Annotated in this window: 14 protein-coding genes and 1 rRNA gene; 11 read left to right on the top strand and 4 right to left on the bottom strand. The window is 71.8% G+C overall.

All coding sequences use genetic code 11. The features are described from left to right. Positions 1-68 precede the first annotated feature (68 nt). Positions 69-587 carry a SixA phosphatase family protein gene (locus ACTWP5_RS23015; protein ID WP_443222972.1) on the top strand — a complete coding sequence of 173 codons (519 nt, stop codon included), beginning with the start codon at positions 69-71 and terminating at the stop codon, positions 585-587. A 69-nt stretch (positions 588-656) separates the two neighbouring features. On the opposite strand, the gene serB is transcribed toward ACTWP5_RS23015, so the two are convergent. Next, positions 657-1,862, bottom strand: a complete 1,206-nt coding sequence (gene serB / locus ACTWP5_RS23010) for a phosphoserine phosphatase SerB (RefSeq protein ID WP_443222971.1) — start codon at positions 1,860-1,862, stop codon at positions 657-659. Positions 1,863-2,100: 238 nt separating this feature from the next. Between serB and ACTWP5_RS23005 the strand changes: the two genes are divergently transcribed. From ACTWP5_RS23005 to ACTWP5_RS22985, 5 genes are all read left to right on the top strand, one after another. Further along, on the top strand, positions 2,101-4,716 hold the full coding sequence (locus ACTWP5_RS23005) for an FHA domain-containing protein (protein ID WP_443222970.1): 2,616 nt from the start codon (positions 2,101-2,103) through the stop codon (positions 4,714-4,716). 192 nt (positions 4,717-4,908) lie between these two features. Further along, the gene (locus tag ACTWP5_RS23000; RefSeq protein ID WP_443222969.1) at positions 4,909-6,057 is read left to right on the top strand and encodes a GAF domain-containing sensor histidine kinase; all 1,149 of its coding nucleotides are present in this window, start codon (positions 4,909-4,911) and stop codon (positions 6,055-6,057) included. Next, on the top strand, positions 6,050-6,685 hold the full coding sequence (locus ACTWP5_RS22995; RefSeq protein ID WP_443222968.1) for a response regulator: 636 nt from the start codon (positions 6,050-6,052) through the stop codon (positions 6,683-6,685). The genes ACTWP5_RS23000 and ACTWP5_RS22995 overlap by 8 nt, the downstream gene beginning before the upstream one ends. A gap of 167 nt (positions 6,686-6,852) precedes the next feature. Then, positions 6,853-7,092 carry a chaplin gene (locus ACTWP5_RS22990; RefSeq protein ID WP_443223046.1) on the top strand — a complete coding sequence of 80 codons (240 nt, stop codon included), beginning with the start codon at positions 6,853-6,855 and terminating at the stop codon, positions 7,090-7,092. Between the two features lie 148 nt (positions 7,093-7,240). Next, positions 7,241-7,486, top strand: a complete 246-nt coding sequence (locus tag ACTWP5_RS22985; RefSeq protein WP_443222967.1) for a chaplin — start codon at positions 7,241-7,243, stop codon at positions 7,484-7,486. Positions 7,487-7,628: 142 nt separating this feature from the next. Here ACTWP5_RS22985 and ACTWP5_RS22980 read toward each other — a convergent pair whose 3' ends face one another. Continuing rightward, positions 7,629-8,444, bottom strand: a complete 816-nt coding sequence (locus ACTWP5_RS22980) for a hypothetical protein (RefSeq protein WP_443222966.1) — start codon at positions 8,442-8,444, stop codon at positions 7,629-7,631. 129 nt (positions 8,445-8,573) lie between these two features. Between ACTWP5_RS22980 and ACTWP5_RS22975 the strand changes: the two genes are divergently transcribed. The 3 genes from ACTWP5_RS22975 to ACTWP5_RS22965 are packed head-to-tail and all read left to right on the top strand — an operon-like array spanning position 8,574 to position 10,880. Further along, positions 8,574-9,365 carry an ABC transporter ATP-binding protein gene (locus ACTWP5_RS22975; protein ID WP_443222965.1) on the top strand — a complete coding sequence of 264 codons (792 nt, stop codon included), beginning with the start codon at positions 8,574-8,576 and terminating at the stop codon, positions 9,363-9,365. Between the two features lie 53 nt (positions 9,366-9,418). After that, entirely contained in the window at positions 9,419-9,841 is a 423-nt protein-coding gene (locus tag ACTWP5_RS22970) for an NfeD family protein (protein ID WP_443222964.1), read from the top strand. A 55-nt stretch (positions 9,842-9,896) separates the two neighbouring features. Further along, complete coding sequence (locus tag ACTWP5_RS22965; RefSeq protein ID WP_443222963.1) at positions 9,897-10,880, top strand: SPFH domain-containing protein; 984 nt, start codon at positions 9,897-9,899, stop codon at positions 10,878-10,880. 100 nt (positions 10,881-10,980) lie between these two features. On the opposite strand, the gene ACTWP5_RS22960 is transcribed toward ACTWP5_RS22965, so the two are convergent. Both ACTWP5_RS22960 and ACTWP5_RS22955 read right to left on the bottom strand, forming a co-directional pair. Then, positions 10,981-11,502, bottom strand: a complete 522-nt coding sequence (locus ACTWP5_RS22960; protein WP_443222962.1) for an HNH endonuclease — start codon at positions 11,500-11,502, stop codon at positions 10,981-10,983. A 152-nt stretch (positions 11,503-11,654) separates the two neighbouring features. Beyond that, complete coding sequence (locus ACTWP5_RS22955) at positions 11,655-12,194, bottom strand: YbhB/YbcL family Raf kinase inhibitor-like protein (protein WP_443222961.1); 540 nt, start codon at positions 12,192-12,194, stop codon at positions 11,655-11,657. 113 nt (positions 12,195-12,307) lie between these two features. On the opposite strand from ACTWP5_RS22955, the gene ACTWP5_RS22950 reads away from it, so the two are divergent. Together ACTWP5_RS22950 and ACTWP5_RS22945 are read left to right on the top strand one after the other, a co-directional pair. Continuing rightward, a complete protein-coding gene (locus tag ACTWP5_RS22950) occupies positions 12,308-12,979 on the top strand; it encodes a DNA-3-methyladenine glycosylase (RefSeq protein ID WP_443222960.1) in 672 nt (223 codons plus the stop codon). Between the two features lie 351 nt (positions 12,980-13,330). Next, positions 13,331-13,427 (top strand): 16S ribosomal RNA (locus ACTWP5_RS22945); the annotation flags it as partial.

Below are 13,427 nucleotides of genomic sequence, written 5' to 3'. Positions count from 1 at the left end.
TTCACGCGGGGGCGGGAAGATCCCCAACACCCCGCGACCACCAGCACGTTTCGTGCGAAGCTGGGCACATGAGCGTCGATGTTCCCCGCAGGATCGTTCTCCTCCGACACGCCAAGGCCGACTGGCCCCAGGTCTCCGACCACGACAGGCCCCTCGCCGAGCGCGGCCGCAAGGACGCCCCCCTGGCCGGACGCTGGCTGGCCGGCGCCGGCGTGACCCCAGAACTGACTCTCTGCTCCACCGCCACTCGCTGCCGCGAGACCTGGAAGCTGACCGCCCCCGAGCTGCCCCGACGCCCGAAGACCGTCTACGAGGAGCGCCTCTACGAGGCCTCGCTCGGCGAGCTGATCGCCCTGGTCAACGGCGTGGACGACGCCGTCAGGGACCTGATGCTGGTGGGCCACAACCCCGGCGTCCACGCCCTCGCCGACGCCCTGAGCGGCGAGGCCGAGGGCGACGCCCGCGAGCGGATGAACCGTGCCGGCTTCGCCACCTCGGGGATGGCGGTGCTCAGCCTGACGGGCGACTGGAAGTCCGTGGAACACGGCGTGGCCCGCCTCGTCGCGTACTGGTCCCCGCACGACTGACCCGTCCGTCGCCGGTGCGCGGCACCCGGCACCTGACACTGCGAGGCGGCGGCGCCCCACGGTGGCGCGTCACGACGGCGCCTGGGCGTCCGCCGCCTCCACCTCTTCCCGGGTGATCCCCAGCAGGTACAGCACCGCGTCGAGGAACGGCACCGTCACGGCGGTGTGCGCGGCCCGCGCCACCAGCGGCTTGGCGTTGAAGGCGACCCCGAGGCCGGCGGCGTTAAGCATGTCGAGGTCGTTGGCACCGTCGCCGATGGCGACGGTGCGGGAGAGCGGCACCCCCGCCTCCTCGGCGAAACGGCGCAGCAGCCGCGCCTTGCCCGCCCGGTCCACGATCTCCCCGGTCACCCGGCCCGTGAGGCGGCCGTCGACCACCTCCAGCGTGTTGGCCGCGGCGAAGTCGAGCCCCAGGTGCTCCCGGAGCGCGTCCGTGACCTGGGTGAAGCCGCCCGAGACCACGCCCACCTGGCAGCCCAGCCGCTTGAGCGTGCGGATCAGGGTCCGTGCCCCCGGCGTCAGCCGCACCTGCGAGCGCACCGCGTCGACGACGGAGGCGTCGAGCCCGGCCAGCAGCGCCACCCGGGCGTGGAGGGACTCGGTGAAGTCGAGCTCGCCCCGCATCGCCGCGTCGGTGATCTTCGCGACCTCGGCCTCGCAGCCCGCGTGGCCCGCGAAGAGCTCGATCACCTCGTCCTGGATGAGGGTGGAGTCCACGTCCATCACGACCAGCCGCGGCGCGCGCCGCTGCAGCCCGGAGGCGACCACGGCCACGTCGACGGCCCGGGCCGCGGCCTCGGTGGCCAGCTCGGTGCGCAGCCGCTCGGGCGCCACGCCCGAGACGTCGAACTCGACGGCGGTGACCGGATACTTCGCCAGGCGGTAGATCCGGTCGATGTTCCCGCCGGTGGCGGCGATTCGGCCGGCGATCGCCGCCGTGGTCTCGGCCGTCAGCGGGTTGCCCAGCACCGTGACGTGGGAGCGCCCCGCGCCGCGCGAGGGGTTGTCGCCGGTGCCGGAGATGATCTCGGCCTGGAGCCCGGACGCCTCGGCCCAGGCGTGGAGCGTCGCCCGCAGCTCGCCCTCCGTGGCCCCGCCGGAGCGGGGCGGCGTCGTGACCAGCGCGCACAGCGTGATGCGGCCCCGGGTGACGACCTGCTCGATGTCGATGACGTCCACCCCGAAGGCGGCCAGTTCGTGGAAGAGCCCCGCGGTCAGACCGGGCTTGTCTCTCCCGAAGATCTTCACCAGCAGGGTGGGGGCGTCCGGCGTCATGATGCCCCCACCGTAGCCGTGTCGGCGGACCGTTCGTCGTCCTGACCGGCACGTGGACACGGCAAAGAGATGAACGTCACGATGCTGCTGACGCTCCGCACCAGAACGGTGACTTCGTGGGGGGCGGGTTCACGGATACGGCAGGAGCCTGGAATAGTGCCCCCACGATGTTCGACCATCCCGAGACCTCCTGCCGGGGGCTCTCATCGGGGGACAACCTTGCTTTGTGGGGCAGAGAGTGCCTGAGCTCGTTCTGGAACTTGACGGACGCACATGGACTTTGGATCCGACACGGTCCTATAACGTGGGCAGAGACCCCCATGGGGATCTCGTGCTCAACGACGCCCGCGTCTCGTGGCGTCACGCCACCATACGGTGGGGGGGACAGAGCTGGATCGTGGAGGACCACGGCAGCACCAACGGGACCTACGCGCAGGGCCAGCGCATCCAGCAGCTGCCGCTGGCGCCCGGCGCCGTCGTCCACCTGGGCAACGCCACGGACGGTCCACGCCTGACCTTCTCCGCCGGCGCCCACGCCGCCCCTTCGCAGGCGCACCAGCAGGGGGGACACGCTCCCGCGCCGAGCGCGCAGCCCGCCCAGCAGCCCCCGCAGGCGCCGGCCCACGGCATGCAGGCACCGCCGCACCAGCAGCAGCCCCTGCACGCTCCCCACCAGCAGCCCCCGATGCACGCGCCGATGCAGCCCCCGGCCGCCGCGATGGCCGCACCGCACGCCGGGATGCCTCCGCACCAGGTGCCCCCGCAGCAGGCGGGCTACGGCTATCCGCCCCAGGGGCCCCCGCAGGGGCAACCGCCGGGCGGCGGACAGGGCGGCGAGCGCGCGCCGACCACGTTCCACAACTTCACGGTCGGCCAGGTCACCCGCATCGGCCGTGCCCTGGAGAACGAGCTGGTCGTCTCCGACCTCCAGGTCTCCCGCTTCCACGCCGAGTTCCTGGCCCACGCCGACGGCCGCTTCGAGATCCACGACCTCGGCAGCCACAACGGCACGTACGTCAACGGTCAGCAGCTGCCGAAGAACGGTCGCCGCTTCCTCGGCCAGAACGAGACCGTCGGTATCGGTCACTCCACCTTCCGGCTGGTGGGCAACCGGCTCCAGGAGGACATCGACACCGGCGCCGTCACCTTCTCCGCCCGCCACCTCACCGTCCAGGTCAACGACGGGCAGCTGACGATCCTCAACGACGTCTCCTTCGGCGTGCCGGAGAAGTCGCTGATCGGCGTGATCGGCCCCTCGGGCTCCGGCAAGTCCACGCTGCTGCGCGCCCTCACCGGCTACCGCCCGGCCACCTACGGCGAGGTGCTCTACGACCACCGCAACCTCTACACCCACTTCGCGGAGCTGCGCCACCGCATCGGCCTGGTGCCGCAGGACGACATCCTGCACACCGCGCTGCCCGTGCGGCAGGCGCTGCGGCTGGCCGCCCAGCTGCGCTTCCCCGGTGACGTCGGCGAGGCCGAGCGCAACAACCGCGTCGAGGAGGTGCTCGCCGAGCTCAAGCTCAGCCCGCACGCCACCAAGCGCATCTCCTCCCTCTCCGGAGGCCAGCGCAAGCGTGTCTCCGTCGCGCTGGAGCTGCTGACCAAGCCCTCACTGATCTTCCTCGACGAGCCCACCTCCGGCCTCGACCCGGGCATGGACCGCGACGTCATGCAGCTGCTGCGGGCCCTCGCCAACGACGGCCGCACCGTGCTCGTCGTCACCCACTCCGTGGCCGAGCTCTCGCTGTGTGACCGCGTCCTCGTGATGGCACCGGGCGGCGGCGTGGCGTACTTCGGCCCGCCCGACGAGGCGCTGAACTTCTTCGGCTACGACGGCTGGGCGGACGTCTTCTCGGCCTTCGAGAACTACCGCGACCACGACTGGATGGGCCGCTGGCGCAGCTCCCAGCACTACCAGATGTACGCCGCCGACATCGACGCCGTACAGCCGCAGGCGCAGGCCGCCCACGTCCAGCCCATGGCCATGGCCGCGATGCAGCACAAGCCGCAGAGCTGGGGCTCCCAGGTGTTGACGCTGATGAAGCGCTACGCCGCCGTGATCCTGGCCGACAAGGGCTTCCTCGGCCTGACCGTGGCGCTTCCCGTCGTCCTCGGCCTGGTCAGCGCCATCATCCCGTCCGACTTCGGCCTGAGCTACGGCGACGCGGAGCGTGGCTTCCGCAACGGGGACGCCAGCATCATCCTGCTCGTCGTCGTCGTCGGCATGTGCTTCACCGGCGCCGCCAACGCGGTCAGAGAGCTGATCAAGGAACGCGTGATCTACGAGCGAGAACGCGCGGTCGGCCTCTCCCGCTCGGCGTACCTGATGTCGAAGGTCTTCGTCCTCGGCATCGTCACGGTCTTCCAGGCGGCCGTGCTGTGCATGATCGGCTTCCTGCCCCGCGAGGCGCCCGTCGAGGGCGTCATCATCTCCGACGCCCCGTACATGGAGATGACCCTCGTCATCATGGCGCTGGGCTGCACCTCGATGATGATCGGCCTCCTCATCTCCTCCCTGGTGCGCACCTCCGAGATGACCATGCCGCTGCTGGTCATGATCTCCGTGGTGCAGCTCGTCTTCACCGGCGCGCTCTTCGCCGTCCACGGCACGCTCGGCGTGGAGCAGGTCGCCTGGCTGATGCCCTCGCGCTGGGCGCTGGCGGGCGTCGGCACGACCACCGACCTCAACACCCTCGCGGCCTCGCCCGACTCCGACCCCGACCCGATCTGGAAGCACGAGGCCGGGTACTGGCTGCTGGACGTCGCGATGCTCGGCGTGATCGCCGTGATCTGTGGCTTCCTGGTGATGAAGTTCCTGCGCCGCCACGAGCCCGAGGTCATGCGCGCCTGAGCGCGGACCACCGCCAGGGGCCTCCCGCCACGTGGCGGGAGGCCCCTGCGTGACGTCGCCGCCGCGGCCCGCCCGCCACGCCGGAGGCGGGCGGCCCCGGCCCCTCCGTCCCGAGCCCTACGACCCCGGGCCACGCCCACCACGGCCGCCGGTCGGATCCGGCGCGACCCCTCGCCGCGTTACGGTGCTGCCATGGCCCCACGCACCGGGTTCGCCGCGGTCAGCGCCGCCCTGCTCGCCATGAACCGCACCCTCGAGGTGCGCGACGTGCTCCAGACGATCGTCAGCTCCGCCCGCGAGCTGCTGGACGCCCGCTACGCCGCCCTCGGCGTGCCCGACGGACAGGGCGGCTTCGCCCAGTTCATCGTCGACGGCGTCAGCGACCGCCAGTGGCAGGCCATCGGCCCCCTGCCCCGGCAACACGGCGTGCTCGCCGCGATGCTCCACGACGCCACCCCCGTGCGCCTGGCCGACGTGCGCCACCACCCCCACTTCGTCGGCTGGCCGGGCGCCCACCCCGAACTGACCGACTTCCTCGGCATGCCCATCGCCGACGGCGAGGAGGTCCTCGGCGCCCTCTTCCTGGCCAACAAGCGCTGCCTGCCGGGACAGCGCCGCCGCGAGAGCTGCGCCTTCACCGCTGAGGACGAGGAGCTGCTGCGGCTCCTCGCCCAGCACGCCGCGATCGCCCTGACCAACGCGCGCCTCTACGAGCGCAGCCGCGAGCTGACCATCGCCGAGGAGCGCGCCCGGCTCGCCCACGAGCTCCACGACGCCGTCGCCCAGAAGCTCTTCTCCCTCCGCCTGACGGCCCGCGCCGCCGCCACCCTCCTCGACCGTGACCCCGTCCGCGCGCGCCAGGAGCTCGCCCAGGTCGCCACACTCGCCGCCGAGGCGGCCGACGAGCTGCGCGCCGCCGTCATCGAGCTGCGCCCCGCCGCCCTCGACGAGGACGGCCTGGTGGCGACCCTCAGCGCCCAGACCCAGGTCCTCGACCGCGCTCACCCCGCCACCGTCAGCTTCACCAGCCAGGGCGTGCGGGCCCTGCCCGCGGCCCAGGAGGCGGCCCTGCTGCGCGTCGCCCAGGAGGCGCTGCACAACGCCCTGCGCCACGCCGAGGCCACCCGCGTCGACGTCCGCCTGGACCGTCGCGGCGCGGGCACCCTGCTGCGGGTGGCCGACGACGGCGTCGGCTTCGACCCCGAGGCGGTCCGCCGCGCCGGTCGCCGCCTGGGGCTGGTGTCGATGCGCGACCGCGCCGCCGCGGTCGGCGGCACCCTGACCGTGGAGTCGGCGCCCGGCAAGGGCACCGTGATCGAGATGGAGGTCCCCGGTGGCTGAGGTCATCCGCGTGCTGCTCGTCGACGACCACCAGGTGGTCCGCCGTGGCCTGCGTACCTTTCTCGAGGTCCAGGGCGACATCGAGGTCGTGGGCGAGGCCGCCGACGGCGGCGAGGGCGTGGACCGCGCGGAGGAGCTGCGGCCCGACGTGATCCTGATGGACGTCAAGATGCCGGGCACCGACGGCGTCGAGGCGCTGCGCCGGCTGCGGGAGCTCGACAACCCCGCCCGGGTCCTCATCGTCACCAGCTTCACCGAGCGCCGCACCGTGGTCCCCGCGCTGCGCGCCGGGGCCGCCGGATACGTCCACAAGGACGTGGACCCGGAGGCCCTGGCCAGCGCCATCCGTTCGGTCCACGCCGGCCACGTGTTGCTCCAGCCCGAGGTGGCCGGGGCACTGCTCGCCGAGGAGGCGACGGGCGGCGGCCGCGCCGGCTCCCTGACCGAGCGGGAGCGGGAGGTGCTGGCTCTGATCGCCCGTGGTCGGTCCAACCGCGAGATCGCCCGCACCCTGGTGCTCTCGGAGAAGACCGTCAAGACCCACGTGTCGAACATCCTGATGAAGCTGGACCTCTCCGACCGCACCCAGGCCGCGCTCTGGGCCGTCCGACACGGCGTCACCGACTGAACGCGCGGCCTCCTCACCCGCCGAGCCGAACACAGGTGCGATAGCGGATTCATACTGTCGGGTGTATGTCGCCCGACTGGCGCAACCCCCGCCTCGATGAACCGTTCTGTAGGGCGTGCCGCGACGGACGTCGCGACATGATGCGAACCAACAGGAAGGTCACCGAAGTGAACAACCTCAAGAAGGCCGCCGCGATCACCCTCATGACCGGCGGGATCGTCGTCGCCGGCGCCGGTGTGGCCGCAGCCCACGCCACCGCCCCCGGCCAGGCCCTCCACTCCCCGGGCGTCGGCTCCGGCAACGTCGTGCAGGCGCCGGTCCACCTCCCGGTCAACGTCAACGGCAACAGCGTCAACGTGGTGGGTGTCCTGAACCCGGCCTTCGGCAACACCAGCGTCAACAACTGAGTCCGCACCACAACGGCGGGCGTCGTTGCGCCGAATGGTGGGTAACGCCGGAGGCTCCCGTGCCGTCGGTCGGGGCCGCGCGTTGTGCAGGGCGTGGCCCCCTGACCAGGGGTCCTACGGCCGTAACCCATCCAGGAGGATCGCAACCATGAACAATGCCACGAAGGCCGCCGTCGTGCTGGCGGCCGCCGGCGTCGCCCTCGGGGCGTCGGCCGGCGCCGCCTCCGCACACTCGGGTGCCGGCGCTCAGGCGAAGGCCGTCAAGTCGCCAGGCGTGCTCTCGGGCAACATCGTCCAGATCCCGGTGAGCATTCCGATCAACCTGACGGGCAACAGCGTCAACGTCGTCGGCATCCTCAACCCGGTCTTCGGCAACACCGGAGTCAACGGCTGAGCCGCCGACCCCGGCGCGCCACGGTGTGGCGCCCCCGCGTGGTCGCTCCGGCGACCACCCCGGCCCCCGGAGCCTCCACCGCCCGGGGGCCGGGCCATCTCCCGCGCCCGGCCGGCCACGGCCCCCGACCGTTCCGGCCCTCCTAGCTCTCCGAGCGGCGCTCCATCTCCTCGGCGTACGCGTTGTACGCCGCCACCCGCGCCCGCCGCGCGGCGCGCTCCACCGGGCGCAGCAGCCGGTCCCGCTCCGCGATCTGCGCCGCGCTCACCGCGGCGCCGTGCTCGGCCGCCTCGCCGGCGATCTCCACCAGCGCGCCCACCCGCTGCGCCAACTCCAGCACCCGGACCGCCCGCGGCGGATACCCCGGGGCCAGCAGCCGCCGCGGCGCCGACCGCGCCCGGTACGCCTCCAGGCCGGCCCGAGCCGCCGGACCCGCCCCCGCGAGATCGAGCGCGGTCAGTGCCCGCGTCGTCTCCCGCAGCACCTGCGCCAGCTCCCGTTCCGCCTCGCCGAGCGAGGGCACGTCCGCGGGCGGCGCCTGACGCACCGGCAGACACCGCCAGACCACCTCGGTCAGCACGTCACCCGCCGGGCCCTTCTCGTTCACCTCGGGCACCAGTCCGAGGCGCGGCCCCTGACCGGGACCCGACGCCGGCCCCCAGGCCAACACCGCCTCCCCGGCCGCCAGGGCCGCGAGGTTGAACTCCGGGGGCCCGCTCAGCCCGAGCGGGTGCCCCGGTGCCGGCAGCGCGATCCGCAGCCCCACCACACCGAGCGCGCGGAGCCTTCCCAACGCCAGGGTCAGCCCCACGGGCCCCGGCTCGTCGGGCAACTGCGTCACCCGGTGGACCGCGTCGGGGCCCACCACGTGCGACACCGCGTCATCCGGCGAGACTTCTCCGGCGAAGAGGGCATTCCCCCAGGCCGCCAGCCGCCCCGCGCGAGGTTCGTCGAACATGACCTCTACCTTAGGGAAGTGCGCACAACCGCCCTCCTGACGACCAACCCGGCCGGGGCGTGGCGTAGGTTTTGTGCAGGCACGTGAAGACGGCCCCGCAAGAGGCGACAGCAAGGGGAGACCGCGCGCATGAGCGATGTACTGGAGCTGGTGGACGTTTCCGTGGTCCGCGACGGCAGGGCTCTGGTGGAAGAGGTCTCCTGGTCGGTCTCCGAGGGCGAGCGGTGGATCATCCTCGGACCCAACGGCGCGGGCAAGACCACCCTGCTGAACATCGCCTCCAGCTATCTCTTCCCCACCTCGGGCACCGCACAGATCCTCGGGGAGAAGCTCGGGAGCGTCGACGTCTTCGAGCTCCGCCCGCGCATCGGCATGGCCTCCAGCGCCCTGGCGGAGAAGCTGCCGCGCCGCCAGACCGTGCTCCAGACCGTCCTCACCGCCGCCTACGGCATGACCGCCGGCTGGCAGGAGGCGTACGACGAGGTCGACGAGCGCCGCGCCCTCGCGTTCCTCGACCGGCTCGGCATGAGCGCCTTCCTGGAGCGGAAGTTCGGCACCCTCTCGGAGGGCGAGCGCAAGCGCACCCAGATCGCCCGCGCCCTGATGGCTGACCCGGAGCTGCTGCTCCTCGACGAGCCCGCCGCCGGTCTCGACCTCGGAGGACGCGAGGACCTGGTGCGCCGACTCGGCCGGCTCGCCCGCGACCCGTACGCCCCGGCGATGGTGATGGTCACCCACCACGTCGAGGAGATCGCCCCCGGCTTCACCCACGTGCTGCTCATCAACCGCGGCAGGGTGCTGGCGGCCGGTCCGCTCGACACGACGCTCACCTCCGCCAACCTCTCGCACTGCTTCGGCCTGCCCCTGGTGGTGGAGCGCCAGGGCGACCGCTGGACGGCCCAGGGCCTGCCCCTGGGCTGAGCCCGTGCCCTCATCCCCTGTTCGTGACGAACACGCGGCGTTACCATGGGTTCGTGGACTTCTGGGTGGGGTGGCTCATCGCCGCAGGCGCATTCGCGATCGTTCTCGTCCTGACCGCCATGCCGGAGCTCGGCATGCTCGCGATCGGCGCCGTGGCCGCCGCGCTGACCGCCGCCCTGACCGACAGCCTCGTCGTCCAGGTCGTCGTCTTCGCCATCGTCTCCACGGCCCTCATCCTCGCCGTCCGGCCCGTGGCGCGTCGCGCCAGAGCGGGCGCTCCCGGGATCGCCTCGGGAGTGGACGCGCTCCGGGGCAGGACCGCGGTCGTGCTGGAGCGGGTCGACGGCAGCAGCGGCCGCATCAAGCTCGCCGGCGAGACCTGGTCGGCGCGGTCACTGAGTGAGGACGACACCTTCGAGCCCGGCAGTCAGGTCAGCGTCGTCGAGATCGACGGGGCCACCGCTGTCGTGATGTGATGTCCCCTCATTCGACAACCGATCCAACTCACCTAGCCGCAAGGGGAAGTACACGATGGACGCCATCATCATCGTGCTGGTGATCCTGGTGGTGCTGGTGGTCATCGCCCTGGTCCAGACGATCCAGGTGATCCAGCAGGCGAGCGCCGCAATCGTGGAGCGCTTCGGCCGCTACACCCGCACCCTGAACGCCGGCCTCAACATCGTCGTCCCGTTCATCGACCGCATCCGCAACCGCATCGACCTGCGCGAGCAGGTCGTGCCGTTCCCACCGCAGCCGGTGATCACCCAGGACAACCTGGTGGTCAACATCGACACCGTCATCTACTACCAGGTGACGGACGCCCGCGCGGCCACCTACGAGGTCTCCAACTTCATCCAGGCGATCGAGCAGCTCACGGTCACCACGCTCCGGAACATCATCGGCGGCATGGACCTGGAGCGCACCCTCACCTCCCGGGAGGAGATCAACGCGGCGCTGCGCGGCGTACTGGACGAGGCCACCGGCAAGTGGGGCATCCGCGTCAACCGCGTCGAGCTCAAGGCGATCGAGCCGCCGACCTCCATCCAGGACTCGATGGAGAAGCAGATGCGCGCCGACCGCGACAAGCGCGCCGCCATCCTCCAGGCCGAGGGCATCCGGCAGTCCGAGATCCTCCAGGCCGAGGGCGCCAAGCAGGCCGAGATCCTGCGGGCCGAGGGTGACGCCCGCGCCTCCGCGCTGCGGGCCGAGGGTGAGGCGCAGGCCATCCGCACCGTCTTCGAGGCGATCCACGCGGGCGACGCCGACCAGAAGCTCCTCTCCTACCAGTACGTCCAGATGCTGCCGAAGATCGCCGAGGGCAGCTCCAACAAGCTCTGGATCGTGCCGAGCGAGATCGGCGACGCCCTCAAGGGCCTCGGCGGCAACATCAGCAAGATCACGCAGGCCAACGGGGGCGGAGGCGGCGGAGCCGGCGAGGCGGCCTCGGGCTCGGGCGAGGGCACGCCGTCGCTTGACAAGCCCCCGGTGGTGCGCCAGCAGCCCCGCATCGAGTAGTCACGAGGCCCGGCCCGCGACGGCCGACGGCCAGCAGCCGACGCGCCCCGTCATCCTTCGATGACGGGGCGCGTGCGTGCGTCTCCCGGCCGCCGTCACCTCAGGAGGCAGCAGCCGTGGCGGAGGGCCGCAGCCAGTCCGGCAGCTCCAGTCGGGCCTCGGCCGTGCCCAGGGCCAGCAGCAAGGCGTCGGCCGGCGTCGGCTCGAACGGCTTCACCAGCAGCCGCATCCCCGCCTGCGAGGGGGTCCGGTTCGCCTTGCGGTTGTTGTCCTCCGCACAGGCGGCGACCGTGTTCAGCCAGCTGTCCCCGCCCCCCTGGGAGCGCGGCAGCACGTGGTCGACGGTCGTCGCCCGCCGGCCGCAGTAGGCGCAGCGGTGGCCGTCACGCACGAGCACACCCCGCCGTGACCACGGCGCCCGTTGTCGGAACGGAACCCTCACGAAGCGCCGCAGCCGTATCACCTGCGGCACCGGCAGGTCGACGGCGGCGGCCCGCACCCGCAGCCCGGGGTGCGCGTGCTCCACGACCGCCTTGTGCTGGATGACGAGGACCACCGCCCGCCGCAACGGCACGGTCGACAGCGGTTCGTAGCTCGCGTTGAGCACCAGGGCCTGGCGCATCCCGCCCACCTCCCAGGACTTCCACCGGAACGTCCCCGCCCCCGCGGCGGGCTGTGGAACCACTGTGCCGCCGGCCCCGCGGGCGGACAACGCAATTTCACGGGAACGCTCGGTGACGGACGGGTGGTGGACGGGACGCCGCCCACGCCGCCTCAGCCGGCGGCCGGGTTCTCGTACTCCCCGATCAGCTGTGCGCGGCCGATGGCGTGGAAGCGCAGGTTGAACCCGACCACCGCGGGCGTGGCACCCTCGTCGACCCCGAGCCGTTCCTGGTCCACCGCGTAGACGGTGAAGACGTACCGGTGAGGTCCGTCGCCGGGCGGCGGCGCGGCCCCGCCGAAGTCCTTCGTGCCGTAGTCGTTGCGGACGTGGACCGCGCCCGCGGGCAGCCCGTCCATGGCCCCGGTGCCGGCACCGGCGGGGAGCTCCGTGACGGACACGGGGATGTCGAAGAGCACCCAGTGCCAGAACCCGCTGCCGGTGGGGGCGTCGGGGTCGTAGCAGGTGACCGCGAAGCTCCTCGTCCCCTCGGGGAACCCGCTCCACCGCAGGTGCGGGGAGCTGTTGCCTCCCGAGTAGACCTGCTCCTGCCCCAGCGGCTCCCCGTCGCGCACGTCGTCGCTGACGACCGTGAAGGACGCCACCGGCGGGTGGAAGTCGTGGGGGAGTGGACGGCGTCGCTGCTCGGCCATGTCGGATCCTCCTCGTCGAGTCGATCACTGCTGATCACTGCCGGGCAGCCTAGCCAGCGCGCCCCGACGGCGCGCGCCGCCGCTGTCGGCGGTCGGACGTAGGGTCTGGTGCCATGGACGAGCCGTTGACACGTGACTTCTTCGACCGCCCCGTCCTGGAGGTGGCCCCCGACCTCCTCGGCCGGATCCTCGTGCGGACGGACGCCGAGGGCGAGCTCATGCTGCGCCTGACGGAGGTGGAGGCGTACGCGGGCGAGCTCGATCCCGCCTCGCACGCGTACCGCGGCCGCACACAGCGCAACGCCACCATGTTCGGCCCGCCCGGCCACGCCTACGTCTACTTCACCTACGGCATGTGGCACTGTCTGAACCTCGTCTGCGGCCCCGTGGGCCAGGCGAGAGGAGTGCTGCTGCGCGCCGGGGAGGTACTCTCGGGCCTTGGCCCCGCCCGACGGCGTCGCGCCTCGGCACGCCGGGACGCCGAACTGGCCAGAGGCCCCGCCCGCCTGGCGACGGCTCTCGGCGTCGACCGCACACTGGACGGCACGGACCTGTGCGGGGAGGACGGGACGGGCGGCGCCACCCTGCGGGTGCTGCGCGGGTCACCTCCGCCGCGGAGCGTGGTACGGAACGGTCCGCGGACCGGGGTGTCCGGCGAGGGCGCGATCGCACCGTGGCGGTTCTGGGTCGACGGCGACCCCACCGTCAGCCCGTACCGGGCGCACCGTCCGCGCGCCGGCAGGGCCCTGACCAGCAAACTTGACGCGCAGGTGGCAGAGTCGTAGCGTTGGTCGAGTCGCCTCAAGCGGCACGCTCCATGACTGTGGCTGATCGACATCGTCGAACGACAGTGGGAGGTGCTGAAGGGGTGGCCAGCCATTCAAAGCCCCTTCCTCCTCATCCGAGGCTGCTTTCGGTGCGCCGCAAAGCAGAGTAAGGAAAGCCGGATTAGGTTCCGGAGAGGAAATCGGCTAGCATGGTGATCACAAGGAAACGCCCGGAGCGGCCTGAGAGGGTCGTGAAGGAAGTGTCCGTTTCTTGAGAACTCAACAGCGTGCTTGATAGTTGTCAATGCCAGTTTTTTTGTGATTCATTCTGCGAGGATACTCGCGTGAGTGGTCGCGTTTTGTGATGCATTCACGGAGAGTTTGATCCTGGCTCAGGACGAACGCTGGCGGCGTGCTTAACACATGCAAGTCGAACGATGAAGCCGCTTCGGTGGTGGATTAGTGG

This window comes from Streptomyces sp. 4N509B, assembly GCF_052245655.1.
Classification (GTDB): domain Bacteria; phylum Actinomycetota; class Actinomycetes; order Streptomycetales; family Streptomycetaceae; genus Streptomyces.
Note: the sequence above shows the minus strand (reverse complement) of the source record. Positions and strands in the feature narration are given on the sequence as shown.

Bases quoted from the DNA above. Each gene is read 5' to 3' on its own strand.
- ACTWP5_RS22985 (WP_443222967.1), top strand. From the start codon at position 7,241: ATGAACAATGCCACGAAGGCCGCCGTCGTGCTGGCGGCCGCCGGCGTC.
- ACTWP5_RS23015 (WP_443222972.1), top strand. From the start codon at position 69: ATGAGCGTCGATGTTCCCCGCAGGATCGTTCTCCTCCGACACGCCAAG.
- serB (WP_443222971.1), bottom strand. From the start codon at position 1,862: ATGACGCCGGACGCCCCCACCCTGCTGGTGAAGATCTTCGGGAGAGAC.
- ACTWP5_RS22975 (WP_443222965.1), top strand. From the start codon at position 8,574: ATGAGCGATGTACTGGAGCTGGTGGACGTTTCCGTGGTCCGCGACGGC.
- ACTWP5_RS22955 (WP_443222961.1), bottom strand. From the start codon at position 12,194: ATGGCCGAGCAGCGACGCCGTCCACTCCCCCACGACTTCCACCCGCCG.
- ACTWP5_RS23000 (WP_443222969.1), top strand. From the start codon at position 4,909: ATGGCCCCACGCACCGGGTTCGCCGCGGTCAGCGCCGCCCTGCTCGCC.
- ACTWP5_RS22950 (WP_443222960.1), top strand. From the start codon at position 12,308: ATGGACGAGCCGTTGACACGTGACTTCTTCGACCGCCCCGTCCTGGAG.
- ACTWP5_RS22980 (WP_443222966.1), bottom strand. From the start codon at position 8,444: ATGTTCGACGAACCTCGCGCGGGGCGGCTGGCGGCCTGGGGGAATGCC.
- ACTWP5_RS22965 (WP_443222963.1), top strand. From the start codon at position 9,897: ATGGACGCCATCATCATCGTGCTGGTGATCCTGGTGGTGCTGGTGGTC.
- ACTWP5_RS22960 (WP_443222962.1), bottom strand. From the start codon at position 11,502: ATGCGCCAGGCCCTGGTGCTCAACGCGAGCTACGAACCGCTGTCGACC.